This is a genomic window from Archangium sp. (assembly GCF_057119385.1).
This window is the reverse complement of sequence record NZ_DBNGVP010000091.1, coordinates 1-19,345: the sequence shown is the minus strand read 5'-3', so window position 1 is coordinate 19,345 and position 19,345 is coordinate 1. Positions and strand designations below refer to the sequence as shown.

General features: G+C 69.8%; 20 protein-coding genes. 12 read left to right on the top strand and 8 right to left on the bottom strand.

Features of this window, described 5'->3' with window-relative positions:
* Positions 1 to 125: 125 nt before the first annotated feature.
* Positions 126 to 1,304 carry a GTP-binding protein gene (locus tag AC16DP_RS21390; RefSeq protein WP_483956844.1) on the top strand — a complete coding sequence of 393 codons (1,179 nt, stop codon included), beginning with the start codon at positions 126 to 128 and terminating at the stop codon, positions 1,302 to 1,304.
* 3 nt (positions 1,305 to 1,307) lie between these two features.
* On the opposite strand, the gene AC16DP_RS21385 is transcribed toward AC16DP_RS21390, so the two are convergent.
* Entirely contained in the window at positions 1,308 to 2,390 is a 1,083-nt protein-coding gene (locus AC16DP_RS21385; RefSeq protein ID WP_329727095.1) for a DUF4388 domain-containing protein, read from the bottom strand.
* A 33-nt stretch (positions 2,391 to 2,423) separates the two neighbouring features.
* Here AC16DP_RS21385 and AC16DP_RS21380 point away from each other — a divergent pair, with 33 nt between their 5' ends.
* From AC16DP_RS21380 to AC16DP_RS21370, 3 genes are all read left to right on the top strand, one after another.
* A complete protein-coding gene (locus AC16DP_RS21380; RefSeq protein ID WP_329727094.1) occupies positions 2,424 to 3,359 on the top strand; it encodes an alkaline phosphatase family protein in 936 nt (311 codons plus the stop codon).
* Positions 3,356 to 4,240 (top strand): peptidase MA family metallohydrolase, encoded by an 885-nt coding sequence (locus AC16DP_RS21375; RefSeq protein WP_329727093.1) that lies wholly within the window; start codon positions 3,356 to 3,358, stop codon positions 4,238 to 4,240. Before AC16DP_RS21380 ends, AC16DP_RS21375 begins: the two co-directional genes overlap by 4 nt.
* A gap of 209 nt (positions 4,241 to 4,449) precedes the next feature.
* On the top strand, positions 4,450 to 5,280 hold the full coding sequence (locus AC16DP_RS21370; RefSeq protein ID WP_329727092.1) for a carboxypeptidase regulatory-like domain-containing protein: 831 nt from the start codon (positions 4,450 to 4,452) through the stop codon (positions 5,278 to 5,280).
* Between the two features lie 15 nt (positions 5,281 to 5,295).
* Here AC16DP_RS21370 and AC16DP_RS21365 read toward each other — a convergent pair whose 3' ends face one another.
* The 3 genes from AC16DP_RS21365 to AC16DP_RS21355 form a co-directional block, all read right to left on the bottom strand.
* A complete protein-coding gene (locus tag AC16DP_RS21365; protein ID WP_329727091.1) occupies positions 5,296 to 5,841 on the bottom strand; it encodes an imm11 family protein in 546 nt (181 codons plus the stop codon).
* Positions 5,842 to 5,965: 124 nt separating this feature from the next.
* Complete coding sequence (locus AC16DP_RS21360) at positions 5,966 to 6,616, bottom strand: Wall-associated protein precursor (RefSeq protein WP_329727090.1); 651 nt, start codon at positions 6,614 to 6,616, stop codon at positions 5,966 to 5,968.
* Positions 6,617 to 6,731: 115 nt separating this feature from the next.
* Complete coding sequence (locus tag AC16DP_RS21355) at positions 6,732 to 7,556, bottom strand: Ig-like domain-containing protein (RefSeq protein ID WP_329727089.1); 825 nt, start codon at positions 7,554 to 7,556, stop codon at positions 6,732 to 6,734.
* A 317-nt stretch (positions 7,557 to 7,873) separates the two neighbouring features.
* On the opposite strand from AC16DP_RS21355, the gene AC16DP_RS21350 reads away from it, so the two are divergent.
* From AC16DP_RS21350 to AC16DP_RS21340, 3 genes are all read left to right on the top strand, one after another.
* Positions 7,874 to 9,469: a serine hydrolase domain-containing protein gene (locus AC16DP_RS21350; RefSeq protein ID WP_329727088.1), complete on the top strand. Its 1,596-nt coding sequence runs from the start codon at positions 7,874 to 7,876 to the stop codon at positions 9,467 to 9,469.
* A gap of 90 nt (positions 9,470 to 9,559) precedes the next feature.
* On the top strand, positions 9,560 to 10,468 hold the full coding sequence (locus AC16DP_RS21345; RefSeq protein ID WP_329727087.1) for an AraC family transcriptional regulator: 909 nt from the start codon (positions 9,560 to 9,562) through the stop codon (positions 10,466 to 10,468).
* A 134-nt stretch (positions 10,469 to 10,602) separates the two neighbouring features.
* Complete coding sequence (locus tag AC16DP_RS21340) at positions 10,603 to 11,997, top strand: dihydrolipoyl dehydrogenase family protein (protein ID WP_329727086.1); 1,395 nt, start codon at positions 10,603 to 10,605, stop codon at positions 11,995 to 11,997.
* Here AC16DP_RS21340 and AC16DP_RS21335 read toward each other — a convergent pair.
* Positions 11,985 to 12,476, bottom strand: coding sequence for a VOC family protein (locus tag AC16DP_RS21335; RefSeq protein WP_329727085.1), 492 nt, complete (start codon positions 12,474 to 12,476; stop codon positions 11,985 to 11,987). The genes AC16DP_RS21340 and AC16DP_RS21335 overlap by 13 nt on opposite strands.
* Before the next feature lie 55 nt (positions 12,477 to 12,531).
* A complete protein-coding gene (locus AC16DP_RS21330) occupies positions 12,532 to 13,167 on the bottom strand; it encodes a hypothetical protein (RefSeq protein WP_329727084.1) in 636 nt (211 codons plus the stop codon).
* A 65-nt stretch (positions 13,168 to 13,232) separates the two neighbouring features.
* Between AC16DP_RS21330 and AC16DP_RS21325 the strand changes: the two genes are divergently transcribed.
* Entirely contained in the window at positions 13,233 to 13,607 is a 375-nt protein-coding gene (locus AC16DP_RS21325) for a group I truncated hemoglobin (RefSeq protein ID WP_329727083.1), read from the top strand.
* A 68-nt stretch (positions 13,608 to 13,675) separates the two neighbouring features.
* On the opposite strand, the gene AC16DP_RS21320 is transcribed toward AC16DP_RS21325, so the two are convergent.
* A complete protein-coding gene (locus AC16DP_RS21320) occupies positions 13,676 to 14,989 on the bottom strand; it encodes a pectin acetylesterase-family hydrolase (RefSeq protein ID WP_329727082.1) in 1,314 nt (437 codons plus the stop codon).
* A gap of 141 nt (positions 14,990 to 15,130) precedes the next feature.
* Between AC16DP_RS21320 and AC16DP_RS21315 the strand changes: the two genes are divergently transcribed.
* The 4 genes from AC16DP_RS21315 (at position 15,131) to AC16DP_RS21300 (ending at position 18,311) form a co-directional block, all read left to right on the top strand.
* Positions 15,131 to 15,805, top strand: coding sequence for a hypothetical protein (locus tag AC16DP_RS21315; RefSeq protein WP_329727081.1), 675 nt, complete (start codon positions 15,131 to 15,133; stop codon positions 15,803 to 15,805).
* A gap of 94 nt (positions 15,806 to 15,899) precedes the next feature.
* Positions 15,900 to 16,208, top strand: a complete 309-nt coding sequence (locus AC16DP_RS21310; RefSeq protein WP_329727080.1) for a hypothetical protein — start codon at positions 15,900 to 15,902, stop codon at positions 16,206 to 16,208.
* A gap of 179 nt (positions 16,209 to 16,387) precedes the next feature.
* Positions 16,388 to 17,767: an L-serine ammonia-lyase gene (locus AC16DP_RS21305; RefSeq protein ID WP_329727079.1), complete on the top strand. Its 1,380-nt coding sequence runs from the start codon at positions 16,388 to 16,390 to the stop codon at positions 17,765 to 17,767.
* 40 nt (positions 17,768 to 17,807) lie between these two features.
* Complete coding sequence (locus AC16DP_RS21300) at positions 17,808 to 18,311, top strand: gamma-glutamylcyclotransferase (RefSeq protein WP_329727078.1); 504 nt, start codon at positions 17,808 to 17,810, stop codon at positions 18,309 to 18,311.
* 251 nt (positions 18,312 to 18,562) lie between these two features.
* On the opposite strand, the gene tnpC is transcribed toward AC16DP_RS21300, so the two are convergent.
* A partial coding sequence (gene tnpC / locus AC16DP_RS21295) for an IS66 family transposase (RefSeq protein WP_483956843.1) occupies positions 18,563 to 19,345 on the bottom strand: 783 nt, incomplete at its 5' end.

The window sequence follows — 19,345 nt, the reverse complement described above, 5'->3', positions numbered from 1 at the left end:
GCGTGCGGGACGCTCCTGTTGGTCGTCCTTGGCGAGCGCGAGTCCAACCCGGGATTGCTGCGCGTGCGGGCCCTGCGCGCGTTGGAGGGGCTGGGCTCGGGGGAACCCTGGCCGGCACAGACACCATGCCCATCGTCAACTACGCCTCGCGTGAGATCACGTGCAAGCTCGTCTACTACGGCCCGGGGCGGTCGGGGAAGACGACCAACCTGCACTACATCTATGATCGCGTGCCGGAGGCGCGGCGCGGGGCCATGGTCTCGCTCGCCACGCAAAACGAGCGCACCCTCTTCTTCGATTTCCTCCCGTTGGAGCTGGGGTCCATCTCCGGCTTCACCACGCGCTTCCAGCTGTACACCGTGCCGGGACAGATCTACTACCGCACCACGCGCAAGCTGGTGCTGCAGGGGGCGGATGGCGTGGTGTTCGTGGCGGACTCGCAGCCGGAGATGATGGACGCCAACCGCGAGTCGCTGGCCAACCTGGAGGAGAACCTGCTCGAGCAGGGCGTCCGGTTGGAGCGCTTCCCGTTGGTGTTCCAGTGGAACAAGCGCGACATCCCCAAGGCCCTGCCCGTGGCCGAGCTGCGCGCCGCGCTCAACCCGCGCAACGTCCCCGACTTCGAGACCGAGGCCCTCAGCGGCCGCGGCGTGCTCGACGCCCTCAAGGCCATCACCCGGCTGGTCATCCAGGACCTGCGCGTCAAGCGCATCGTCCCCCCGCCCCGGGCCGCGACCCCGGCGGTTCCCTCCCTGGGCTCGCCCAAGGCCAGCGGTGGGGGCGGACTGGAGGCCCAGCTCAACCAGCACCTCGCGGGCCGCGCTCCCGGTGTCACGGCCCCGGCCACGGCGACGGCCTCCGCCGCCCCCATGGTGGCACGGCCCTCGCGCAGCATGCCGGCCATCGGCCACCCGCAGCCCCAGGTGCACGTCCAGGTGGCCCCGGCCGTCGCGCCCCCCGCCCTCACCGGACAGCGGCCGCTCGGGCCCGCGAGCGCCCTGGCGCCCTCGGACCTGTTCGACCACGCGCGCGCCGCCGAGGGGGCCTTCTCCTCCGGGGATTATGGGACGTGCATCCAGGCCTGCCTCGATGCCGCGCGGCGCGGGCTCGCGTTCGCCGGCGAGGGCCCCCTGGGCGCCCAGGCCCACCTGCTCCACGTGGACGGGGCGGATCTGCTCCGGCTGCAGACGCTGGCGGCACGCTCCAGCAACCGCGTGGATGACGCGGCGTTCGCGCTCTACGTCCTGATGCAGATCTTCTCCCGGCTGCATGCCGCGGGACTGCCCGCCCCCGCGGCGGAGTGACGCTCAGCGCAGGTGCAGCAGACCCATCCGCTTCAGCTTGGCCAGCGTCTTGAGCGTGTCCAGCTCGCGCGCGGAGCTGGCCAGCACCAGCGTGGACACGTCCCAGGAGCCGTTGATGAGCCCGGCCACCTGCCGCTCCTCCTGCTTGAGCAGCGTCTGCGCCTCCGGATCCGGCCGCAGCTCCGGGACCGCCAGCGGCGGCAGCTCCGTGTAGAGCGCGGCCACGTGCTCGCTCTGCGCCATGCGCGCGAACTCGCGCACCCGCCGGTCCGCCGGATCGCTCGACAGCAGGGAGGCGCACACCAGCCCCGCCGCGTCGTACTGGCCCTCGCGGATGAGCACCGCGCCCTTCTCCAGCATGTCGCTCACCGGATCCACCACCACCTCCGGTGCGCCCTCCACCTCCACCTGTCTGGCCCGCAGCAGCTCGAAGACCCGGCGGGTGATGGACGAGCGCGACAGGCCCAGCGACAGCCGCAGCCGCCCCAGGTTCTGCCCGCCCGCGCACATGGTCAGCAGGATGCGTTGCAGCAACGGCTGGCGCGGGCTCGGCTGCACCAGGGAGCGCACCGTCAGCGCGTCTCCCGGCAGCACCCGGTCCACATCCGGCTGCTCGTCCAGCCAGCGCAGCGACTCGAAGAGCAGCTCCCGGAGGCTCATCTCGCAGGGGCCCCACTCCTCGCCCGTGCGGTCCAGGTCCTCCGTCCAGTGGAAGGCGCCATGGCCCCCGCGCGTCTGGTCCACCATGGAGCCGAGCAGCTCCTCGCGCACCAGCTCGCGCACCAGCTTCATGTCCACCTTGTGCTCGCGGAAGAACGGCTCCACGTCCTCCGTGCCCGGCGGAACCGCGTTGAAGGCCGCCAGCACCGCCGCGCCATCCGCCAGTTTCGCCAGGGAGAGCACCCGGGCCACGCGCCCCCACAGCCCCTCGTGGGCCACGGAGAGCACCTGCCCGGAGAGCAGGAACATCTTGCGCTCGCCGCCCTCCCAGGTGAGGAGCTGGAGCGTGCCCGTCTTGCGGGAGCTATCCAACCACTGGAGCAGTTCGGGAAGCGGGAAGCTGGAGAAGTCGCCGTGGAGAGCCATGAGTGTCTTGCAGCCAGGATACAGTCCTACGCAATGCGCGTCGTAGTCCTGTTCATCGATGGGGTTGGCATCGGACGAAACGAGCCGGAGGCGAATCCACTCGCCCACCGCGACTATCTCCTCTCCCACTTCCGGGATGAAGCCCCCCGTGCGCTTCCCGAAGGGGGTCAATGTTACCCCGTGGACCCCACCTTCGGCGTGGCCGGGCGGCCACAGTCCGCCTCCAACCAGACGGCCATCCTCACCGGCCACCCCGCCCCCGTCCTCATCGGCCGGCACGTGCTGGGCTACCCGGACGCCCCCCTGCGCGAGCTGCTGGCGCGTCACTCCATCGTCAAACGGCTGGTGGCCGCGGGCCGCAGCGCCACCTTCGCCAACAGCTACCCGGTGGCCTACCTGGACGCGCTGAAGCTCACCCGGCGCCCCTCCTCCAGCCCCCCCGAGTTCACCCTCCCCCCGGCCGCCCTGCGCCGCCTGAAGGCCTCCGCCAGCACCCTGGCCTTCGCCGCCGCGGACGTCCCCCTGCGCACCCTGGAGGACGCCCGGGCCGGCCAGGGCCTCACCCATGACATCACCGGCGAGCGGGCCCGGGCCCGGAGCCTGTCCGCCCCCCAGCGCACCCCGGCCGAGGCCGCCGCCGTCCTCTGGCGGGTGTCCCAGGAGGCGGACTTCACCTTCTTCGAGCACTACCTGGCCGACGAGGCCGGACACGCCCAGGACTTCGCCGCCGCCCGCGAGGCCCTGGACACCTTCGATGCCTTCGCCCGGGCCGTCCTCTCCACCCGCCCCCCCGACGCCCGCGTCCTGGTGTGCAGCGACCATGGAAACGTGGAGGATCTGACTACACGTTCCCACACCCTCAACCCCGTCCCCGTGCTCTACTTCGGACCGCCAGCTCCCGGACTGGAGACCCTGGCCACCGTGGCGGACGTGGGCCGCACGGTGCTGCACTGGCTGGACGTGGAATGAGGATGGAGATGGGCAACGTGGCGTTGGGAGTGGCGTTGGGAGTCCTGGTGCTGCTGTCGGGCTGCGCCTCCACCCGGTTCTCGGCCCCCGGGGCGGCGCTCGAGGCCTCCCTGCCCCCCCTGGAGACGGCCGCCGGCGAGTTCCGCATCGACTACGACTCCCGGAACGCCCAGGACGCCGGCCGCATCCGGCAGGCCGTGCTCGAGGCCCTGCCCAAGCTGGAGCGCTGGGGCGCGCTGCGCGAGCCCGTCACCATCCGGGTGATGCCCGACCACGCGGCGCTGGAGTCCGCCGTCCGGGCGCGCGGCTACGACTGGCTGCGCGCCTGGAGCCGCTATGACGAAGTGTTCGTCCAGGCCCCCTCCACCTGGGACAAGGCCGGGGCCACCCAGGCGCAGATCAACGAGCTGCTCCTGCACGAGCTCACCCACAGCGTGATGTACCAACTGGTGGAGGATCGGCGGACGAGCAAACGGATTCCCCTGTGGTTCCGCGAGGGCATGGCCTCGTACACGGCGGAGCAGGCATACCGGTGGGTGTCGCTGGAGGAGATCGCCAAACACTATGAGCGCGCGCCCACGAGCGATCCGGTGCGCAATCCGGGGGATTTGTACCGGGACGATTCGAACTTCATCTACGGGGTGGCCCACCACACCTTCGCGTTCCTGGTGAAGCGCTACGGCGAGGAGCCGGTGCGCGGCCTGCTGCGCGAGATGAGGAGCGGCAAGGAGTTCCCCGAGGCCTTCGAGAGCGCCATCGGGCTGCCGCCGGATGCCTTCGTGCGCGACTTCACCCGGTATGTCCGCTGGCGCGCGTTCAGCGGCGGACGCGTACAGCCCCGGGCCCCCACGCCCGCCCCCGCGCCTCCGCCCACGAATTGAGCCCCGTTGCGTCGTTCAGGAACATCTGGATGTCATCGTGAAGGCGCGGTGCGTCGGTGCCCGCCTCCTCGCGGGCCTACCTGCCACCTCCTGAGGGTGTCCCCCCACCCCATTGGCCCACCCGCCCGCTTTTCTGTTACGACAGCCGTGGACATTCCCCACCCCGGTCCGCGTCCCCCCTCGGACCGGGAGTGCGAGGAGATTGCACGATGAAGCTGCGTACGCTGGGCCTGACGGTACTCGGTGCGGTGGGACTCTCCGCCCTGACGGCCTGCAAGAAGGACGAGGCCGCTCCCGCCGCCGCCGCCCAGGCTCCGGCTCCGGCCGCTCCCGCCATCAAGGCCGCGCCCCTGCCCGCCGATACGCCCCTGCCCCAGGAGCCCCAGGAGGAGGCCGCCCAGGCCCCCCAGGGTGGCGGCACCGTGCGCGGCATCGTCACCTTCAAGGGCAAGGCGCCCGCTCCCAACCCCATCATCCCGGGGACGGATCCCAACTGCGAGGGCATGGACCTGGTGGATCAACCCGTGCTCGTGACGGACGGCAAGCTGGCCAATGTGCTGGTGCGCGTGCAGGGCAACGTGCCCGGCCAGCCCACGACGCCGCCGAGCACCCTGGTCGTGGTGGACCAGAACCGGTGCATGTACAAGCCGCGCGTGCAGGGCGCCGTCATCCACCAGCCGCTGGTGCTGATGAACAGCGACAGCACGCTGCACAACGTGCGGGGCGTGTCCGGGGGCAAGCAGCTCTTCAACGTGACGCAGCCGCCCCTGAAGACGAAGGAGGCCCAGCCCCCGAAGGAAGCGGACGTCATCCGCCTCAAGTGCGACATCCACCCGTGGATGACGGCGTTCGTGGTGATGAGCCCCCACCCGTACTTCGCCACCACCGGCGAGGACGGCGCCTTCTCCATCCAGGGCCTGCCACCGGGCACGTACACGCTCGAGGCCTGGCACGAGACGCTCGGCACGAAGACGGCCCAGGTCACGGTGAAGGAGGGCCAGGAGGCCACCGCGTCCTTCGAGTTCGTGGCCGCGAAGTAGCGGCGCGGGCTCGCGTCAGGTGGGGCCCGCCTGGGGCGCGGCTGGCGGGCCCAGCCGCAGCGGATCCCAGATGTACTCTTCTATGGGAGTCAGCTTCATGTTCGTCAGCCCATGCCGCTTGACGAACTCGACGAAGCGCTCGGAGACGAGGATGCAGCCCTGGAGACCCCGGGGGCGGAAGACGTCCTCGCCCTGCCAGGTGCCCGGCTCCAGGGTGAAGCCGTGAATGGAGTCCCTGCCGGGATCGCGGCACTCCGGACAGGTCACGGGCACGAGGCGGCGCACGCGGCTCCGTCCATCATCCACGGCGGCGCGGCTGAAACAGACGGTGACGGCGAAGTAGCGGGGCACGGCACCGGGCTTGGGGCCCTTGCGCTTCCTCTTCACCCGGACCACCTCGACGGGGTTGAACCCGAGCAGTCCCGTCAAACCTTCCGCTCGGAATGCGTCCGCGAAGCGCTCGGAGATGAGGACGCTGTACCCGGTCCCCGCGATGAAGTCGCCCAGACCCTGGCCATACAGTTCCAGGTTGACGCGGTAGGGTGGCAGCCATGCCAGCATACCGATGGCACCGCCACACCGTGGGCATTCGGGGGCGTCTCCAACGTTGTCACGATCAACTTTGCTGACCTGGGTGTCATGGGGCCCCCACATGTCATCCTGGAGCATGAAGAAGCGCGGGGACTCATCTACCTGGGAAGCCATTGGGGAACCTCTTGAGCATCTCCGGGCGACTGTAGATGCCACGCAGGAAATCCTCGAACTCCTTCCTCGTTGCCTTGGGGAATCTTTGGAGCCACTCGATGACCTCCCTGTCCACGTCGCGGTGCCATTGCTGATAACCGCAGTGCGACTCCCTGTCCTTCGCCCTGGTCACGAAGCGCTCATCCCGAGGCGTGTAGAGCCCGCGAAGCGTTTTGTGCTGCTCCAGCTCCTCGGAGATGGGCCGGGAGATGATGTGGTGATTCTGGCCCGTACAGTGGGGAGGCTCGCCTGAATCCTCCGCGACTTCCGCGTCCGATGGCGCCTGCGTCTCCTCCTCGAGCCGATCCCCCTCCGGCTGGGTCATCTCATGGAGCACTCGGGCGCCATTGAGCACCTCGGCGATCTCCGCCGCGCTGGCCCCACATTGTTCCGCCGCATTCAGAGGCCATCTCTGGATGCAGCAGCTCATCGTGTTCCAGCAGGTGACCTGGGCCAGGTAGACGGGGCTGCTCGCGGCGGAGGGGCTGCTCGCAGTGGAGTGGGCCCCCACGGAACAGCCCGCCGTGACGCTCGCGAGCACGGCCAGCATGCACAGAACGAGAACGCGACCTGTCGTGTGGGTGCCAACCATGGGCTGCTCCCTCGAAACGGAGTGGACCTGACACAGGGTCCTCCTCCGGATGGACACAGCCCGAGCATACCACGGGCTCCAGGTGCGACCGCCCCCGGAGCCCGGTACCGCGGAACTACTTCTTGATCGTCAGCTTCGTCTCGGTGGCCTTGCTGCCACCCTCGGCCTTGATGGTGACCGCGCCGGCCTTCACGGCCTTCACGTTCCCGGCCGCGTCCACCGTGGCGACCTTCTCGTCGCTGGTGGTGAAGGTGAAGGACACGCCCTGGATGGCCGCGCCGTCCGTGCCCTTGGCCACCACCGCCAGCGCCGCGCTCTCGCCCACCTTCAGCGTCGCCGGCACCGTCTCGAACGCCACCGCGTCCACCTCGGGCAGCTTCACGGTGACCTCGAACTCCTGCGTCAGCTTGCCGGACGTCACCGTCACCTTCGCGGTGCCCACCGCCTTGGCCGTCAGCCGGTTGCCCTCCACCTGCACCACGTTGGCGTCCGCCGCCGAGTACTCCAGCTTCGAGTCCTTCACCGGACGGCCCGCGTCATCCTTCACCTCGGCCTCCACCACCGCCTCCGAGCCCAGGCCCGTCAGCGTGAAGGGCGCGCCCTGGATGACGATCGCCGAGGGAATCACCACCTCCACCGGGGCCGAGGCGCTCACCTCACCCGAGGTGACCGTGATGTTCGCCGAGCCGCTCTTCACCGCCGTCACCTTGCCCGTGGCGTCCACGGTGGCGACCTTCGTGTTGGTGGAGGCAAACGCGAGCTCCGCCTTCTCCACCGGCTTGCCCTCCGCCGTCACGCCCCGCGCCGACAGCGCCACGGACTGGCCCGCCTCGGACAGCGCCACCTTGGCCGGCTTCACCTCGATCCGCTCCACCTTCGCGCACGCCGACGCCAGCACGACCACGGACGCGGCCATCAGCGGATTCAGAAACCTCTTCATGTTGAATGTGCCTCCCACTCGCCCTCGGGCGAGCGATTGATGTCGAATTCAGCCGAGGAACTTGGTGTTCCAAGGACCCGGGTGGTAAAACCCGTCACGCCTCAGCAATTCGTGTTCCATTTCCAACAGCCCTCTGGAGGGCGTCGGAGGCCGTGGAGAAAAGGGGCAGCCCACCTGGGGCGTTGTCCTTTTTCTCCACACCTGCGCGCGACAGCCCGAATCCGGGTACGGTGGAACGCGCCAGCATCGAGCACCATGGAGCACGACATCAGCGCCGCCGAGACACACGCCAGGTCCGAGCCCCGGAGGGACGCACGGTGAAGGGGCTGTGGCTTCCGTTGCTCCTGGTGGGCCTCACCGCGGGGGCCGTCCCACCGGGGATGCCCGTGTGCGAGCGGCCCCATGTCGCGGCGCCGGCTGAAACGCGGCCCTTCCCCGAGGAGGTGCAGCGGGCCCTGGACGCGCTCGTGCGCGCGGAGCTCACCCGGGAGCCGCACGCGGGCCTCGCCGTGGGCGTGCTGCGGGGCGCCGAGCGTTGGGTGGGGACGTACGGGATGAGGGACGTGGCGCGGGGCCTGCCGGCGACGCCGCGCACCACCTGGCGCATGGCCTCCATCACGAAAACATTCACCGCCGTGGCCGTGCTGCAGCTCGTGGAGCAGGGCCGCATGGACCTCGACGCGGACATCCGCACCCTCGTGCCCGCGTGGCCGGAGAAGCGCTGGCCGGTGACGGTGCGGCAGCTGCTCGGCCATCTGGGAGGCGTGACGAACTACGGCCGCTTCGGCCCCAGCCATGACAGCGGCCCGGTGGACACCGCGGGGGCGCTCGCGCTCGTGGCGGGCTACGAGCTGGAGGCCGAGCCCGGCACCCGCTTCATCTACAGCACCTGGGCCTACAACCTGCTCGGCGCCGCCATCGAGGCCGTGTCCGGACAGAGCTACGGCGAGTACCTCCAGGAGCACGTCTTCGGCCCCGCCGGCATGGAGCACGCGGCGCTGGACGATCGCCGCACGCGCGACGAGCACCACGCCGCGGGCTACCGGATTCGGGACGGGCAGCGGGTGGCCTCCAAGGTCATCGACGTGTCCGGCCGCTTCGCCGGTGGCGGCACCCGCGCGTCCATCGAGGATCTGCTCGGCTTCGGTGAAGCACTGCTCGACTACCGGCTGCTGTCACGCACCAGCTCGGGGTGGATGCAGACGCCGATGAGCACCCGGGACGGACGGCTCACCGACTACGGCATGGGCTTCGCGACCTGGCCGCTCCGGGGCCACTACCTGGTGGCCCACTCGGGCGCCCAACCGGAGACGTCCACGCTGCTCCTGCTGCTGCCCGGAGAGGACGTGGCCATCGCCCTGGCGAGCAACGTGGAGGGCCAGGCCGCCTCGCTCAAGCGCATCGCCTACGGCGTCATCGAGCTGCTGCTCGAGGACCAGGGGCCCCGGCTGAGCGCGCACCGCCAGGGCCCGGTGGACGCGGTGGTGAACGAGGCGCTGGGCCGCGTCTTCGGCTACGGGCTCGCGTACCACCAGTGGGCCACGCACGGGCCGGGGACACTCCCGGGGAAGGGCGAGTTCCCGGAGGCCTTCGAGCAGGTGACGCGGATGCTCGACCGGGCGGCGATCGAGCGGGCGCCAGAGGCCACGCGTGAGCGCATCCTCGCCGCCCATGAGCCGCGCGAGGACTGGCTCTTCGTCCGCGTGGGCGCGTACATGGCCCGGACCCTGGAGGAGGCGCTGGGACCCGAGCGGCTGCGCAGCTACTCCGCCCGGGGCCCGCTCGCCTTCTTCAATGACTACCTGGCCGTCTGCGAAACGAAGCAGTGCCCCGAGCCCTTCCGCTTCAACGAAGCGCTGCGCGCGGACCTGCGCCGCTTCAGCGGAAACAACATCGAGCCCGCACGGCACTGAGCGCCCCGCTCCAGCCACCGGAAGATCCGCCGATTCCGCACGAGAATCCGCTCTGATACCGGGCCGGACCCGCGCGTATCCATGGGAACCATGACGAGGAGGAAGACCCCGCGGGAAACGAAGAAGCCCTCGCCGAGCCACGAGGACTTCAAGCGGCACCACCTCCCGGTCTGGGTGGGGCGCTACAGCCACGGCCATGCCCAGAATCGCGCCGCCCGGCCGGGGACCTTCACCCATTCGTATGCCGTCATCTTCCTGGTGACGCGGGGCCAGTCGACCATCCACCACAGCGGCCAGCTGGTGCTGCGAGCGGGAGACGTCCACCTCATTCCCCCCGGGGACCCGCACGGAGCGCCGCACGCCGGTGACGCGGAGGGATGGGTGATCTCCTTCCACCCGGAGGCGTTTCCCCACGAAGACCCGAGCTGGGGCAGCAGCGAGGGACTCCGGCTGGGACCCATGCTGCGGATCCGGAGCGGATGCCACCCGGTGCTCCGCCCGAATGCCGCCCAACGCAAGCGCCTGGAGCGGTGGATGCGGCTCATGGAGTCCGAGTTCACCGGCGACGAGCGCTCCCGCGACGAGGCCGTGAGCGCCCTGCTCCGGTTGGTGCTGATCGAGCTGGAGCGCATCACGGGGCTCGAGACCCCACCGGATCCTGCGGGCCAGAGCCTGGCGCGGCGGGCGCTCACGTTCATCGAGGCGAACGCGCTCGGGCCGCTCTCCCTCACGGAGGTGGCACGAGCCGTCGAGCGCTCCGCCACACACGTGGCCGGCGTGCTCCGCAAGGAGACGGGCCGCACGGTGGGACAGTGGATCCTCGAGTACCGCATGGCCGAGGCCCGGCGGAGGCTCCGGGGCACGGACGAGCGGGTGGACATCATCGCCGAGCGCGTGGGCTACGCGGACGCCACGCACTTCATCCGCCTCTTCCGGCGTGCCCACGGCCTCACGCCCGCCGCGTGGAGACGCCAGGCCACGCTGTCGACTCGTACATGAGCCAACGGAAGGCGCGCGCTCCGCCCACCGGAGTGACACCTTTCGGATGAATGCTCCACCCCGCGCAGCAGGGTGCCGCCGCCCGTGCTCCCCTACTCCTTTCGTTTCGGCGACTCGAAGCGCGGAGAGGGCATATGGCGGACGCATTCGACGTGGTGGTCATCGGCGGAGGCCCGGCCGGGGAGAACGCGGCGGCGCGGACCGCCGCGGGAGGACTGGCGACGGCCCTCGTGGAGACGGAGCTGCTCGGCGGCGAGTGCTCCTATTGGGCCTGCATCCCCAGCAAGGCGCTGCTCCGGCCTCCCGAGGTGCACTGGCTGGCCCGGCACTCGCCCGGTGTCCGTGAGGCGGCGAAGAAGCCGCTCGATGCCTCCGAGGTCCTCGCCTACCGGGACAAGATGGTCCACGGCTACGACGACAAGGGCCAGGCGAAGTGGGCGCGAGACGCGAAGCTGGAGGTGGTGCGAGGGCACGGCCGGCTCGCGGGCCCGAAGACGGTCCGGGTGACGACTCGCGATGGAGGGACACGCGAGCTGACGGCACGCCGCGCGGTGGTGCTGGCCACGGGCAGCCGTGCGCGCATCCCGGACATCCCCGGCCTGCGCGAGGCGAAGCCGTGGACGAACCGCGAGGGCACTGGCTCCAAGGCCGTCCCCCGGCGGCTGGTGGTGATGGGAGGCGGCGTGGTGGCCGCGGAGCTGAGCCAGGCATGGAAGTCGCTCGGCGCGGAGGAGGTGACGCTCATCCAACGCAGCGCGCACATCCTCACCCGCCTGGAGCCCTTCGCCGCCGGGCTCGTGGAGAAGGCCCTGCGCGAGAGCGGCGTCACGGTCCGCACGAGCACCCAGGTGACACGCGTCCACCGTCCCGGCGGCCAGGGCGAGGTGACGCTCACGCTCGACTCCGGCGAGACGCTGCGCGCGGACGAGGTGCTGGTGGCCATGGGCCGGGACGTGGCCACGCGGGACGTGGGCCTGGAGACGGTGGGGCTGACGCCGGGCAAGCCGGTGGAGGTGGACGATCTGCTCCGAGCCAGGGGCGTGGAGGGCGGCTGGCTGTACGCGTGCGGAGACGTGAACGGACGCAACCTCCTCACGCACATGGGCAAGTACCAGGCGCGTCTCGCGGGAGACAACATCCTGGGCCGGCAGGAGGAGGCGTGGGCGGATGCGCGGGCCACGCCCCAGGTGATCTTCACGCACCCGCAGGTGGGCGCGGTGGGACTCACCGAGGCCGAGGCCCGCCAGCGTGGCCTGCCGGTGCGCACGGTGCAGGTGGACCTGGACTCGGTGGCGGGCACGAGCCTGCTGGGACAGGGCTTCGACGGAGGGGTGAAGCTGGTGCTGGACGAGCAGCGGCGCGTGATCCTCGGCGCCACCTTCGTGGGCCCCGGCGTGGGCGAGCTGCTGCACGCGGCCACCATCGCGGTGGCCGGTGAAGTGCCGCTCGACAGACTCTGGCACGCCGTGCCGTCCTTCCCCTCCGTCAGCGAGGTGTGGCTCCGGCTGCTGGAGGCCTATGGCTTGTGAGCGGCCTTCGCGAAGGAGTCGAAGGCGGAGATGACCTCGGGCGGGGCCTGCACCAGTTCGATGAGCACGCCCTCGCCCCCGAGCGGGAACTGCTCGTTGCCCTTGGGGTGGATGAACGTCACGTCGAAGCCGGCCGCGCCCTTGCGGATACCGCCGGGAGCGAAGCGCACGCCCTGCCCCTCGAGCCACGTCACCGCCGCGCGCAGGTCATCCACCCAGAGGCCCAGGTGGTTGAGCGCGGGGTCGTGCACGCGCGGCTTCCCGTTCGGGTCCACTGGCTGCATCAAATCCACCTCCACGCGGAAGGGCCCGGCTCCGGCCACGACGATGTCCTCGTCGACGTTCTCGCGCTCGCTGCGGTAGGTGCCATGGGGCTCGAGGCCCAGCACGTCCACCCACAGCTTGCGCAGGGGCGCCTTGTCGGGCGCGCCAATGGCCACCTGCTGGAGGCCCAGGATGCGAAAGGGTCGTGTCGTCATGGGCGCGCACCGTCGCAGAGGGCACGTCCGTGGACAAGGGCCCGCCGCACCAATGTCAGAAGCCCGGCGGCACCCGGCCATGCAGACACGTGATGGTGTTGGGCACGCGAGGCCCCGACCACAGCGCATGCCGCATCCCCGTGCGCACCTCGGGCGGCACGCCCTCCTCCACCGGCCAGTGCGGCTCCTCGCCCGGACGCAGCGAGTGCAACCCGCTCTGCCAGGGCCCGATGACGTAGGTGTGCCCCGCGGCGCGGCAACCGAAGAAGCGCGTCCACGCCCTGGCGAAGGCATGCCCCCGGGCCGTCCCGAACGTCTCGCAGGTGCGGAACCACCAGAGCGCGTCTCCGCCGGGCACGAGCCGCTCGCGCAACTCCGCCAGCCGCGCGTGCCACGGATGGCCCGGCTCGAGCGCCCGGACATCCATCGGCACCCGGTCGATGAGCACACAGCCCCAGTTGCCATGGCCCCAGAACTGGATCTCCGCGATGGGCCGCTCGCGTGAACGGGCGAGCAACCAGTCGAGCGCTTCGGGCCAGCTCGCCACACCTTTCCAGTCATCCAAGCGGCCGAGCGCGCGGTACAGCACGCCTCCCACCCGCCACGAGAAGGTGAGGCCCGGAAGACCCCAGCGCCCGCCACAGGTGCGGTCGTACACCATCAGCCTCGAGCCCACGGTCCGCTCAGCCATGGTCCCTCCGTACTAGACTCTCCCGCGAAGACATCCAACCCATCGGGTACCGGGAGAATGAAAGCATGCACGCAACCCAGAGTCTCTATGACCAGCTCGGCGGCGAGGAGATGGTCACCAGGACCGTCAACATCTTCTACAAGAAGGTGCTGGCGGATCCCCGCCTGAAGCCCTTCTTCGAGAACATGGACATGAGCCGGCTGCAGTCCATGCAGCGGGCCTTCCTGTGCACGGCCTTCGGGGGCCCCGGCGCGTACAGCGGCCGGGACATGCGCCGCGCCCACACCCGGCTGGTGGCGCGGGGACTGAGCGATATCCACTTCGACGCCGTGCTCGGCCATCTGGACGGCACCCTGGAGGAGCTCGGCGTGGGCAAGCCCCTCCGGGACTGGGCCCAGGCCCTCACCGAGAGCCTGCGCAAGGACATCCTGAACCGTTGAGCCCGGATGAATATCTCCGGGGGTGGGACGTCCCGCTCATCCCCGACCCAGGCCCGGAGTCAGCGGACTCAGCCGCCCAGCGCGCCGTTGATCAGCGGCGCGAGGATGTCCATGCCCGGATCATCATCGTTGTAGCCGTTGGGCGGCTCGTAGATGCGGATGCGCTGGTTCTCGTTGATGAAGCGGGAGAGGAACACGTCCATCGGCACGAACTCGCTGTTGCACTTCCAGTTCTGCCACGGCTCGGAGACGTACTCATACCAGCGCTTCTTCTCCATCCGCTGGCAGGCGTGCGCGCCCACGAAGGTGATGATCGTGGTGCAGTGGCTCTCATTGATGGGCCGGGCATGCGGGATGAAATAGCTGAAGTTGTTGTAGAGCTTCAGCTCGTTGACCAGACGGTCCTGGTCCTCCTTCCAGTAGCCCAGCACCGACTCCTTGTCGTTGGGCGTCAGGAAGCGCTCGTAGGAGAAGCGCGAGTAGTTGTAGTCGCGCGTATAGGCCGTGTAGGCGAGCTGATCATTGGGGAACTCCATGGCCACCATGCGGTTGATGGTGCCCATGTTGTTCTGGTCGAACGAGGCCGGCAGCTGGCCGAAGACCGAGTTCAGGTTCCACGACTGGCGGATCTTGTCGTGCAGGGCGCGCGAGCGATCATTGACGTTGGCCGCCAGGTAGATGGGGCCCGAGTCATTCAGGTAATAGCCACGCGCCGGGTTGACGGCGCGGCGCACGAAGTAATACGCGGACGCGGTGGCGGTGCCGCCAGCGCTGAAGCCCGTGACGAACAGCTTGTTGACGCTGGGGAACTGCGTCTTGGCGTAATTGGCCGCGGCGAGCGTGTTGGTATATCCCGAGTGGTGCCAGGTGAGCGGCGGCTGCGCGCCCGTGGGGTCCGTGTAGGTGACGACGTTGTTGCCCACGTGCACGTCGCCCGTGCAGTACGGCATGTAGACGATGTTCCAGTCCTTGGTCACCAGGTCCTTGCGGCTGCGGAACGGCAGGCCCGGATCCGCCCCGTTCACGATCGGCGAGACATACTTCGCCGTGAACTGCTGCATGTAGTCGTCCGTGAGCCCGTTGGGATTGGCCGCGCCCAGCACGCCCGCGCGACCGCTGCAGGTGTCGTAATCCCAACACGCGCCGCCGCCCTCGAACATGAACAGCAGGTTCTGCGAGCCCGTGTCACTGCGATGGACGAAGAACTTGTACTGGGAGCCGTTGCCACACTTCGTCCCCGGCAGCTCCACCTTCTGCCAGCTGTAGCTGTTGCCTCCGTCCACGAGCACATCGACAATGCCAGAGACGAGGACCTCGGCCCGGGCGGGGGCCGCCGGCACGGCCGCGGCCGCGAGAAGACCCAACAAGAGATGGTTTCTCATCCCAACTCCTTCCATGGTTGGTTTGTGGTGAGACACACAGAACTAGCACAAGCCGTGAAATAGTTGTATCTCCAGACGGAACAGGCTTTTCCCACTTTTCGAGATTGTGACAAACACGCATCCCGAGGTATCTCTTTCGTCATGGCTGTGAATGGTCGACCGAAGATTCTGCCGTGGTTGCTCGCGGCCCCGGCAGTCGTGCTGCTGGTGCTGGTGCTCGCCGGTGTCTTCCGCACGGGCCCGTCCACGGATGACGCACCCTGGCAAGAATCACGCGCCGCGGTACCCGCGCGGCCACCGCCCGCCCCCGGGCCACGGACCGCCCCCGCGGCTGTCGCGGCCGTGGGGACCGATGCCGGACTCGCGCCCGTCGCCGAGGCGGCTCCCAGCGAGACGCCCGCACGGCATCCGGTGGACCTGGAGAAGCTGCGCGCGCTGCTGCCCGGCAACCTCTACTGGGAGATGGGCGTGCCCACGAAGGACCCGGAGGTGCTGCGCAAGCGCGACGAGGAAGGACGGCGCTGGAACGAGCTCTACGGCAAGGTGCAGTCGAACACGGCCACCGAGCAGGAGATCCACCAGTACTACGAGCACCGCCGCAAGCTGTCGGAGGACTCCATCGCGTTCGCGAGCGCGGTGCTCGAGCAGTTCGGCCCCCAGCTCCCGGAGCAGGAGCAGGGCCTGTACGCGCTGAGCATCCAGATGCACCGCACGCGCCTGGAGGAGCTGCCCCGGCAGATAGAGGAGGCGCTCGCGCGCAAGAGCGCCCAGGACCAGCGCCGCGAGGCCTGGCGCCGCGGGGGTGGTGGCAACTGAGCGGCGGGCCCGTCCGTTCTGTCGCTCGCCATGCAACCAGCACGCGGGGACCCCTTCCCGCCCGCCATGCGCGCCCTCACCCTGTAGGGCAGCCATGGATCTCTCCGCTCTGTCCGAATCCGACAAGCGGCGCTGGCTCGCGCTCGCGGGCCTGGCCGCCGTCCCCGTCTACGTCATTCCCGTGGGCCTCTTCGGCCTGCGCGCCCTCTGGCCCCGGACGCTGCGCACCGCCACCTCGGGCGCCATCGCCCTGGGCATGGTGTCCCTGCTCGGCCTGGGCCTGAAGGGGCTCACCCGGGCGAAGGCCAGCAGCCAGCCGGGCAACCGCGAGCGCTGGCGGCTGCCCTTCCGCATGCCCGTCATGCCGGAGGAGTTCGCCGCCTCGGCCGCTTCCGGCCACTGAGTCGTTGGAACTCCAGCCATCACGCCATGCGTCATCGAGGGCGGAAGTGTCCTCGATGATGCATTCCGTCATGCACGCCCTGTCACGGCCGGGTGGATGCCCCTCGCACGAGAGGCCCGCGCGGCAAGTGGCACCCGCTTGCGGTATAGGTTCGCCTGCCCTCGGGCGGGAGGCGGTTCGTGTCACTCAGTGTCTTCGATATGTTCACCATCGGGATCGGGCCCTCGAGCTCGCACACGGTGGGGCCGATGCGTGCGGCGCGGCAGTTCGTGGAGAGTCTCGCGAAGGAAGCGGGAGGGCTCGGCGGCGTCGAGTCCGTGAAGGCGGAGCTGTTCGGCTCGCTGGGGCACACCGGCAAGGGACACGGCAGCGACATCGCGGTGCTGCTCGGCCTGGAGGGCGAGCGCCCCGAGGAGGTGGACTGTGACGCCGTGCCCGCGCGCATCTCGGGCATCACCGAGACGGCGAAGCTGAAGCTGCTCGGCCAGCAGACGGTGAAGTTCCGTCCCTCCGAGGACATCGTCTTCCACAAGCGGCAGTCGCTGCCGCGCCACCCCAACGGCATGCGCTTCACCGCGGTGCTCGCCGGGCGGAGCGAGCCCTTCAGCCGCATCTACTATTCGGTGGGCGGCGGCTTCGTCATCAACGACGACGGCACCTCGGCGCACGCCGTGGGCGTGAAGGACTCGCGCATCCCCTACCCCTTCAAGACGGGCGCGGAGCTGCTCGCGCTCTGCCACCAGCACGGGCTGAGCATCAGCACGCTGATGATGGAGAACGAGAAGGCGCTGCGGCCGGAGGCGCAGGTGCGCGCGGGACTGCTGCGCATCTGGGAGGTGATGCAGGCGTGCGTGAAGCGCGGCTGCGAGCGCGAGGGCATCCTCCCGGGCGGGCTGAAGGTGAAGCGGCGCGCGGCGGCCATCTACCGCAAGCTCAAGGGCGACATGCGCGGCAACGCGGATCCGCTGCTGCCAATGGACTGGGTGAACCTCTACGCGCTCGCGGTGAACGAGGAGAACGCGGCGCAGGGGCGCGTGGTGACGGCGCCCACCAACGGCGCGGCCGGCATCATCCCCGCGGTGCTGCACTACTACCGGCGCTTCGTGCCGGGCGCGGATGACGAGGGCGCCATCCGCTTCCTGCTCACCGCCGGGGGCATCGGCATGCTCTACAAGCTCAACGCCTCCATCTCCGGCGCCGAGGTGGGCTGCCAGGGTGAAGTGGGCGTGGCGTGCTCCATGGCGGCCGCGGCCCTCACCGAGGTGATGGGCGGCACGCCGGAGCAGGTGGAGAACGCGGCGGAGATCGGCATGGAGCACAACCTGGGGCTCACGTGCGATCCCATCGGCGGGCTCGTCCAGGTGCCGTGCATCGAGCGCAACGCCATGGGCTCCATCAAGGCCATCAACGCCGCGCGGCTCGCGCTGCAGGGCGATGGCAAGCACAAGGTGTCGCTCGACAAGGTCATCGCGACGATGCGCCAGACGGGCGCGGACATGATGACCAAGTACAAGGAGACCGCGCGCGGCGGCCTCGCGGTGAACATCATCGAGTGCTGAAACCCCTCCGGGGGCGCTGAAACCGCCCCCCCGCCCGACCATGTGGATATTCGGCTACGGCTCACTCATCTTCCGTCCCTCATTCCCCTACGAGGAGCGCCGTGAGGCGTGGTTGAGGGGCTGGGCGCGGCGTTTCTGGCAGGGCTCGATGGACCACCGCGGAGTACCGGAAGCCCCCGGGCGGGTGGTGACGCTGGTGCCAGAGCCCGGCGCGCGCTGCTGGGGTATGGCGTACCGGATCGCCACCGAGCGCGTGGAGGAGGTGCTGGCCCACCTGGATTTCCGGGAACAGGGCGGCTACGAGCGGCACCGGGTGCAGCTGGAGATACGCGACTCTCCGTCCCTGGAGGCCGTGGTGTACGTGGCCGGCCCAGCCAACCCCCACTACCTCGGGCCCGCGACGCTGGAGACCATCGCCCAGGTGGTGCGCTCCGCCCACGGCCCCAGCGGCTCGAACCGCGACTACCTGCAGAGGCTGGCGGAGGCGCTCACCCAGGCCGGCGAGCATGACGAGCACGTGGCGGAGTTGGTGCGGCTGTTGTAGGCGAGCGCCCGGCCCGAGGGAAGCCTCCGGCGGCGGCTTCGATCCCGCCGCTTCCAATAGAGTTTGCCCGCCGCCTTGAGTCGAACCCACTCCTAACGAGGAGGCGTGGAGCATCTTGGGGGACCAAATCGGTTCTTGTCGGAGTAGAGGGGGGCGGGAGGCGCGGTGCGTAAGGGTCCGGTCCAGCCCAGGGTGTAGGCCATCAAGAAGCGTGGCACGGTGGCCGCGTGATGGACGGCACGTCGACAAGCCTATCGCTGCTGAGCCTGCTGCTGGGCCCACGCCTCGGGGAGGAGCTCCGCGAGGCGGGAGGCGGGGAAGCGGGTGTCGCCGAGCTTGGGCAGCACGTCGCGAAAATAGGCCCACGGGTCCATGCCCAGCCGGTAGCAGCTGAGCACGAGGGAGTAGACATGGGCGGCGCGGTGGCCGGCCGCGTCGCTGCCCAGGAAGAGCCAGTTCTTGCGTCCGAGGACAATGAGCTTGATGAGGCGCTCCACCTCGCCGTTGTCCACCGGCACGCGTCCCGCCTCGAGGAAGCGGCCCAGGGGGACGTAGCGGTTGCGCGCGTAGGCAATGGCCTTGCCCAGAGGCGTCTTGGGGGGCACGTGCGGGAACCACTGCTCCAGCAAGCCGAAGAGCTCCTCGTAGACGGGGCGGCTGTGCTCGAGGCGCAGGGCAAGCCGCGCCTCGGGGGAGAGTCCCGCCTCCTGAGCCTGCCGCTCCACGGCGTACAGCTTCTGCACGAGCGTGAGCACGGTGCCGCCGCGAGCGTCACCGGCCACGTATGCGCGCTCGAAGCCACGCCGGGCGTGCATCCAACAGCCCACCTCAATGCGTGGAGAGGAGGGGCCGAAGAGAGCCTGGTAGCCCTTGTAGCCGTCCACCACCAGGTAGCCCCGGAAGTCGACCAGCACCCCTTGGGGGCCCGTGCCACTCCAGTCGGGGGTGTACTCCACGAAGACGTTGCCGCCCTGGCCCACGTACGGCCAGAGGTGTCCGCGCTTGACGCCGCGGGCGTCGTCCCTGTCCAGCAC